General features: G+C 66.7%; 9 protein-coding genes and 1 tRNA gene. 5 read left to right on the top strand and 5 right to left on the bottom strand.

The features are described 5' to 3' along the window. Positions 1-868, bottom strand: an 868-nt coding sequence (gene argH, locus RMO04_RS12505; RefSeq protein ID WP_309645111.1) for an argininosuccinate lyase, incomplete at its 3' end; no start/stop codon positions are given. Between argH and RMO04_RS12500 the strand changes: the two genes are divergently transcribed. The 3 genes from RMO04_RS12500 (at position 869) to RMO04_RS12490 (ending at position 3984) form a co-directional block, all read left to right on the top strand. Beyond that, a complete protein-coding gene (locus tag RMO04_RS12500) occupies positions 869-1495 on the top strand; it encodes a TlpA disulfide reductase family protein (RefSeq protein WP_309645110.1) in 627 nt (208 codons plus the stop codon). 204 nt (positions 1496-1699) lie between these two features. Continuing rightward, entirely contained in the window at positions 1700-1903 is a 204-nt protein-coding gene (locus RMO04_RS12495; RefSeq protein ID WP_305584238.1) for a cold-shock protein, read from the top strand. Between the two features lie 206 nt (positions 1904-2109). Further along, positions 2110-3984 carry an ATP-binding protein gene (locus RMO04_RS12490; protein WP_309645109.1) on the top strand — a complete coding sequence of 625 codons (1875 nt, stop codon included), beginning with the start codon at positions 2110-2112 and terminating at the stop codon, positions 3982-3984. Here RMO04_RS12490 and RMO04_RS12485 read toward each other — a convergent pair. The 3 genes from RMO04_RS12485 to RMO04_RS12475 all read right to left on the bottom strand — a co-directional run bounded on the left by RMO04_RS12485 (position 3981) and on the right by RMO04_RS12475 (position 5287). Beyond that, the gene (locus RMO04_RS12485; protein WP_309645108.1) at positions 3981-4409 is read right to left on the bottom strand and encodes a helix-turn-helix transcriptional regulator; all 429 of its coding nucleotides are present in this window, start codon (positions 4407-4409) and stop codon (positions 3981-3983) included. The two genes, RMO04_RS12490 and RMO04_RS12485, sit on opposite strands and share 4 nt — an antisense overlap. 158 nt (positions 4410-4567) lie before the next feature. Further along, complete coding sequence (locus RMO04_RS12480) at positions 4568-4882, bottom strand: helix-turn-helix transcriptional regulator (protein WP_309645107.1); 315 nt, start codon at positions 4880-4882, stop codon at positions 4568-4570. A 328-nt stretch (positions 4883-5210) separates the two neighbouring features. Then, positions 5211-5287: transfer RNA gene (locus RMO04_RS12475), tRNA-Arg, on the bottom strand. 369 nt (positions 5288-5656) lie between these two features. Between RMO04_RS12475 and RMO04_RS12470 the strand changes: the two genes are divergently transcribed. Beyond that, the gene (locus RMO04_RS12470; protein ID WP_309645106.1) at positions 5657-6001 is read left to right on the top strand and encodes a PilZ domain-containing protein; all 345 of its coding nucleotides are present in this window, start codon (positions 5657-5659) and stop codon (positions 5999-6001) included. A gap of 12 nt (positions 6002-6013) precedes the next feature. On the opposite strand, the gene RMO04_RS12465 is transcribed toward RMO04_RS12470, so the two are convergent. Beyond that, entirely contained in the window at positions 6014-6361 is a 348-nt protein-coding gene (locus RMO04_RS12465) for a PilZ domain-containing protein (protein ID WP_309645105.1), read from the bottom strand. A gap of 168 nt (positions 6362-6529) precedes the next feature. On the opposite strand from RMO04_RS12465, the gene RMO04_RS12460 reads away from it, so the two are divergent. Beyond that, the coding region (locus RMO04_RS12460) for a cation:dicarboxylate symporter family transporter (RefSeq protein WP_405041496.1) at positions 6530-7227 on the top strand (698 nt) is incomplete at its 3' end.

Below are 7227 nucleotides of genomic sequence, written 5' to 3'. Positions count from 1 at the left end.
CCGAGAGCCGCACGAAGCGGAACTGCGCCGTGGACCAGATCACCAGCTCCTCGGCGAGCCGCGACAGGTGGACGGCGCAGATGCTCGCGGCCGACAGGAACTCGAGCGCGAAGTCGCGGTCCGACACGGCGTCGATCGAGTTGGCCATCGGCCGGTCGAAGCCCAGCGCCCGCGCGGTCGCCTCGCGGTCGATGGGGAACGAGGTCCCGGCCAGGGCGGCCGCTCCGAGGGGGCACTCGTTCATGCGGGCCCGCGCGTCGGCGAAGCGGCCGCGGTCGCGCTGCAGCATCTCCACGTAGGCCAGCAGGTGGTGGCCCCAGGTGACGGGCTGCGCGCTCTGCAGGTGGGTGAAGCCCGGCATCAGGGTCGCCGCATGCGGCTCGGCCTTGGCCAGCAGGGCGCGTTGCAGGTCGCCGATCTGCGTGATCGTGCGGTCGCAGGCCTCGCGGACCCACAGGCGGAAGTCCAGCGCCACCTGGTCGTTGCGTGAGCGGGCGGTGTGCAACCGGCCCGCGGCGGGACCGATCAACTCGCGCAGCCGGGCCTCCACATTCATGTGGATGTCTTCGTACTCGTCGCGGAACGGGAAGGTCCCGGCGGCCATCTCGGCCTCGATGGCCTGGAGGCCGCCTTGGATCGCGGCCTCGTCCTCGCTTGAAATCACGCCTTGCTTGCGCAACATCGCCGCGTGCGCCCGTGAGCCGGCCAGGTCCTGGGCGGCCAGGCGCTTGTCGAAGCCGATGGAGACGTTGATCGCCTGCATCAGTTCGGCCGGTTTGGACGTAAATCGTCCGCCCCACATGGCCTGCCCAGCTTGGGCTTGTCCCTGTGTGGTCTTGTTCGAGGCAGACGAGGAGTTATCGGTCATATGAGCGAGCGTTCGGATGAGGGTGGCTCCGGCGGCCCCAAGATCCCGCTGCGATGGGTGCTGGGGGGCGTCGCCGTTCTCGGCGTCGCCGCGGTTCTCTACATCATCGGTCAGGCTTCCATAAACCCCCAGGGGCAATCGAACCTGAAGAGCCTCGCGAAAGGCGAGATGGCGAAGTTCGCGCTGCCGCTCGAAGCCGCCCCGCCGCCGGCCGCCGGCTTCCTGGACGCCGAGGGTCAGACCAAGCGTCTTGCCGACTTCCGCGGAAAGGTCGTGGTGGTGAACATGTGGGCCACCTGGTGCGCACCCTGCGTCATCGAGATGCCGACCCTGGCCAAGCTGGCCAAGAGCTACGAGGGCAAGGACGTGGAGGTGCTGGCGATCAGCGTCGACCGGCCCGACGACGAGGCCAAGGCCCGCGGTTTCATCGCCAAGCATGCGCCGTTGAAGTTCTATCACGACCCCAAGATGGCCCTGCCGTTCGCCTTCAAGCCCGCCGCCGTGGGCATGCCGACGACGGTGATCTATGGCGCCGACGGGGTGGAGCGCGGCCGCCTGGCGGGCGACGCCGACTGGTCGGGCAAGGACGCCAAGGCCCTGATCGACAAGGTGCTGGCGGAAAGTTGAACAGGCGTCGCGGTTGACCGATGTCCTGGCCCGTGGCCAGACTTCGGCCCAATCGGCGCTTTGGGCCTGCTGACGTTCTTCTCCCCTCGCATCCGCGCGGACCGAACAAGCCGCTTCCCAGACGACTGAGATGGAGACCGGGCCCCCGGCGATCCTCGTCGCGAGCCCGTGCGGGACACTTTGAGTCAGGGAGACGAGACGAACATGGCCACCGGCACGGTCAAGTGGTTCAACGCCACCAAGGGCTTCGGCTTCATCCAACCTGACGACGGCGGCAAGGACGTGTTTGTCCACATCTCCGCGGTCGAGAAGGCGGGCCTTCGGGGCCTGAATGAAGGCGAGAAGGTCAGCTACGAGGAAAAGGAAGAGCGCGGCAAGAACGCCGCGGTGGACCTCAAGCAAGTCTGAGATCCGCCCCTAGATTTTGAGACGTCGGGCGGACGCTCGCGCCTTCGGGTGCGGGCGTCCGCTCTGCGTTTGAGCGTCGAACATGCGACATTGTGGCGCTGCCTTGCGAGGCTGCGGCGCGGCACATGGCAAGGCTCTGTTTACCGCTTTCCGGCGTGATGGCTGCGCGGGATCGAGAAGCGAACCCGCCCAAGGGACGGGGCGCCATGGAAGTTGAGGCCACGGACGGCGAAGCCGCCGGCTGGTTCTTCGAGAACGCGCTCGACGCCTTCGTCGTGGTCAGCCACGGCGTGGTCGCATCCGCCAATCCAGCCTGGCTTTCCCTGTCCGGCTGGTCGCTGGAGCAGACCCTGGGGCGTCCGTACGCCGAGCTCCACCATCCCGACGACACCGAGCTGATCCAGGCCCACGTCGCCCAGCTCAAGCAGGGCGGCGCGGCGATCTTCGATCATCGGATACCCGCCGCGAACGGCGACTGGCTCTGGGTCCGCACGCGGGCCAAGCGGGCCGGCGACGGCCGCGCCCTGCTGGTCATCCAGGACATATCGGCCGAACGCCAGGCCGCTGAGAGCAACGACAAGCTGGGTCGCGTGGCCGAACTGCTGGGCGAGTCGGCGGGGGTCTATGTCTGGCGCTTTGACGCCGACGCCTGCGAATACGATCTCAACCCTCTGGTCACCGGGCGCGCGGGCGCAGGCCTCCAGCGTGTGGGTGAAGCGGTCTTCAAGGCTCAGATCCACGCCGACGACCGCGGCCTTCTCGATGAGCTTTGGGCCAAGGTGCGCCGCACCGGCCAGGCCGACATCGTCGTCTATCGCCACCAGGCCGAGACCGGCGAGTGGCGCAGGTTCCGCACCGCCTGGCGCGGCGTCCGGCCGCTGCCGTCCGGCGAATGGGATGTGCTCGGGATCACCCAGGACGTCACCGAACTGGCCGACGCGCGTGACGCCGCACTAGGCGCCGTCCAGGCCAAGACCGAGTTCCTGGCCAATATCAGCCACGAGATCCGCACGCCGATGAACGGGGTGATGGGCGTGCTGCATATCCTCAAGAACGAAAATCTCTCGGACGCCGCCCAGGTACTGGTGGACGAGGCCCTGGCCTGTGGATCGACCCTGGCCCAGTTGCTGGGCGATATCATCGACTTCTCCCGGATCGAGGGCGGCGGTCTGGAACTGGCGCCTGAACCGTTGGACCTGTCGCGCGAAGGTGACGTGGTGATCGGAATGCTGCGCGCCGAGGCCGACGCGCGGGGCCTGTCCCTCTCCATCGAAGCTCCCGAAACCCTTGGCTGGGCCTCGCTTGACCCAGGGCGGTTGCGCCAGATGCTGTTCAACCTCGCCGGCAATGCGGTGAAGTTCACGCTGAAGGGTGGGGTGCGGATCAAGCTCGCGACCTCGGGCAGCGGCGCGGCCCAGCGGCTGCGGATCGAGGTCTCCGACACGGGCGTCGGTATCCCGCTGGACGCTCAGGCGAGCCTCCTGGATCGCTTCCAGCAGGCGGACGGCTCGACCACCCGACGTTTCGGCGGATCGGGGCTGGGGCTCGCCGTGACCAAGGCGCTGGCCGAGCGCATGGGTGGCGGGATCGGCTTCAACAGTGTCGAGGGCTTGGGTTCCACCTTCTGGATCGAGATCGCCGCGCCGGCATGCGCCGCGCCGGCGCCGATCAGCGCCAGCCGTTGCTTGACCGGTCTGCGCATTCTTGTGGTCGAGGACAATCCCACCAACCGTATGGTGGCGCTGCGGATACTGACGGAGCTGGGCGCCGAGGTCGAGATCGCTCGCGACGGCGCCGAGGGCGTCGAACAGGCGGCGGCCAGCGCCTACGACCTCATCTTCATGGACATCCAGATGCCGGTGATGGACGGAGTGGAGGCCGCGCTGCGCATCCGCTCCCTGCCGGGCCAGGCCGGCGAGACCCCGATCGTCGCGACCACGGCCAATGTCTTGCCCGATCAGATCGATAGCTATCGGCGCGCGGGGATGGACGGCTATGTGGCCAAGCCCATTTCGCCGGCCGCCCTGCTGGCCGAGATCGCCCGGCTCGCCGACGCCATGGCGCCCGAGCAGGCCGCCTAGGCTAGTTCCCGCTGACGCGCGCGCGCGCCGCTGGCGTCGGTCTCGGTCAGGGTCCGCAGCAGGTTGACCAGCGAGGCGCGGGCCTCCTGCGGCAGGCGCTCGAACGCGGTCAGCAACTCAAGAGCCCCAGGCGTGCGGATCCGGCTCAGCAGATCGATGTCGCCGCCGATCTCGACGCCCGAGGTGTCGAGGACGTCCATCAGATCCACGACTCGGCAGCGCAGCGCGCGGGCGATCTGCACCAGGCGGGAGAACGAGATGCGGTTGGCGCCGTTTTCGTACTTCTGGATCTGTTGGAAACTGACGCCGCACTGTTCGGCCAACGCTTCCTGCGACATTCCAATCGTCCGCCGACGTATCCGGACCGCCGCGCCAAGCGCCACGTCCATCGGATCGGGGGTCTTGTTCGAATGCTCCACGGTCATCGTCGTCTCCTCACCCGAAACGTCCGAAGGCCGAGCAAGCGCGCCTGGGATCGCTTAGGATTCGAGGAAGTTAAGGCTCATATTTCAACTTTGAAAAGCGCGCTCAGCGCCTCAACCTCAACCACAGACGAGCGTGTTCAGCGAACATGTTTCTTGGGTCAGCCGGAACTGGCTTCTCGCGCGCGCGCCAAACGCTGCGAGGTCTTCGCATCTACCTGTTTGACGACTTCGACGCCGGCGCCGTTGAGGTGTTGTTTCTCAAGCCCGTCGTAGAAATAGTGAACCCCGACATCCAGGGCGTCGGCCAGTCGCCAGATCATCGACGCCGAGATCCGGTTCGCGCCGCATTCGTACTTCTGAACCTGTTGGAACGTCACGCCGCAAAGTTGTCCCAACTGACGTTGGGTCAGATTCAACTCCCGCCGACGGTGGAAGACTCGCTTGGCCAGATGAAGATCAATGTCGTCGCGCATGGCTCTATTCGGTGCTGCGTTCAGAGTTCCAGTCGAAAGACGGGTCAAATTGGGACGCCCGCCTTCTTCCGCATAACGACAGGCAAGTTGCGAACCATCCGACTCAGATGGCGGTGACAGGGCAGCGTGCGTTTCCAATTTTGCCTCCACCTCCGGCGGAAGCCGCCCGGAAGGTCTGAAATCTCGTTCCATGCCAGCCTGTAAGTTCGGCGCATGACAGTTAATCGTCGCCGCCGTGTGAACGCTGGCTGAACCGTTTTCTCAGTCGCCGCGCGCGCCAGTCCGCGGCTGCCGGATGTCGCAATGGCGCGTCTTGCAACAGTTTGCATGGCGGCCCGGGAGGGACTCGAACCCCCGACCTTCGCTTTAGGAAAGCGCTGCTCTGTCCGGCTGAGCTACCGGGCCTTGCCAATCATCGGGGCCTGGAGGCCGCCGCCAGACCGATGCCACGTTCGCCGCCCGGCGCCAAGCGGACGGCCCCTCGTTCGATTTGGCGCTCCCCGTGAAACTCCCGATTGCGCGCCGACGCGACGCAGGCGATGGATAGGCGTCAAACGGACGCTTTTCGGGAGCTTCACAGTGCAGGGCAACAAGCCACTCGTCCCGGGATGGATGCTCGCTCTTGCGATCGCGATCATGTCTGGCGGTTTCAGCGCGCTGGCGGTCTGGTTGTTGAGCAAGAAGGCGAGCGGCGGTTAGACCAGGCCAGGGCGGCGGCCCCGCTGGCGGCGACCCTTTACGCGGCGGAAAACAATCGCCGTTAGGTTGGATGTCATGGCCGACCCCTTTGTCCGAGCCGAGCGCAGGGCGCTGATCAGACAGCGCACGTTTTTGCGTGGCCGGATCTGCTACGGCCCCAAGCACGTGATTTCGATCGATTGCGGCATCCGCAACCTCACCATCCATGGCGCCATGCTGCGTGTTCCGGGCGATCAGCCGCTGCCGCCCGCCTTCGCCCTGTTGCAAGTCAGCGAGGGGGCGGCCTTCGACGCCCGCGTGAGCTGGCGGCGCGGCGACACGCTGGGCGTCAAGTTCGAGGGCCGGCACGACCTCCGCGGTCCGGTCGACGAGGAATTCCGGGCCCTGCGGGCGATCTGGGCCGCGCTGGCCTCGGCCTGAGGCCGCTCCGCCCTATTTCGCGCTCTTCAGCGCGTCCCAGGTCTGGCGGATCTGGGTGAGACCCTCGGCCGCTGACGTCGCGATGTCGTGGCGGCCGTCGAAGGCCACGCCGGTCAGGTCGCCCCGACGCCAGCGCAGTCGCGCCTCATAGACCAGGCCCGCCTCCAGCTGCAGCAGCATGAAGCGCCCGGGCAACGGATAGATTTGGCCGATCTTCAGCCGCGATCCGCCCTGGCTGAGGTCGACGATGTTGCAATCGGCCCACAGACCGTGGTCGGGCCCATAGAAGGCGCGCGCACGCAGGTTCGCCGCGACGCGGGGGTGGGCTCGGCGCTCGTGGTAGTCGAGGTCGTGGGTCACGAAGCTTGACTACAGGACAACGGTTTAGGCGCCCTTAAGTCAGCCTGCGCGTATTGCCGCATCCCCGGTCTCGCCAAGCCGCGCGCGATCGGCCTATCTTCCGCGGCGCGCGGCCACGATGGGCGGCGCGGGGGGAACGGTCCATTGGCGGTCTTGCGTTACTTCCGGCTGCTTTATGTCCAGGTGCTGATCGGCATCGCGCTGGGCGTCGCGGTCGGCGCCCTTTGGCCCGACGTGGGCGTGGCGCTGAAGCCGCTGGGCGACGGCTTCATCAAGTTGATCAAGATGGCCGTGGCGCCGGTGATCTTCTGCACCATCGTCTCCGGCATCGCCCGGATGAGCGACATGAAGGCCTTCGGCCGGCTGGGCGCCAAGACCCTGATCTATTTCGAGGTGGTCTCCACCTTCGCCCTGGTTTTGGGCCTGGTGGTCGGCAATCTGGTCAAGCCGGGCGCGGGCTTCAACATCGACCCCGCCACCCTCGATCCCTCGATCGCCGCGGGATATGTGGACAAGGCGGCCCATGGCCAGAGCCTGCCTGAATACGTGCTCTCCTTGATCCCCGACGCCTTCTTCGGCGCCTTCGCCCAGGGAAACCTGCTGCAGGTGCTGGTGATCGCGATCCTGACCGGGTTCGCCTGCTCGCGCCTCGGGCCGTTCGGCGACAAGGTCGCCACGACCTTGGAGGACGTCTCCAAGGTGTTCTTCTCGATCATTCAGGTCGTGGTCAAACTCGCCCCGATCGGCGCCTTCGGCGCCATGGGCTTCACCATCGGCAAGTACGGGCTGGAAGCCCTGGTCAAGCTGGGCGCGCTGGTGGCGACCTTCTACACGACCTCGCTGCTGTTCGTGCTGGTCGTGCTGGG

This window comes from Phenylobacterium sp., from assembly GCF_031412415.1.
Classification (GTDB): domain Bacteria; phylum Pseudomonadota; class Alphaproteobacteria; order Caulobacterales; family Caulobacteraceae; genus Phenylobacterium.
This window is presented reverse-complemented; position numbering and strand designations above follow the sequence as displayed.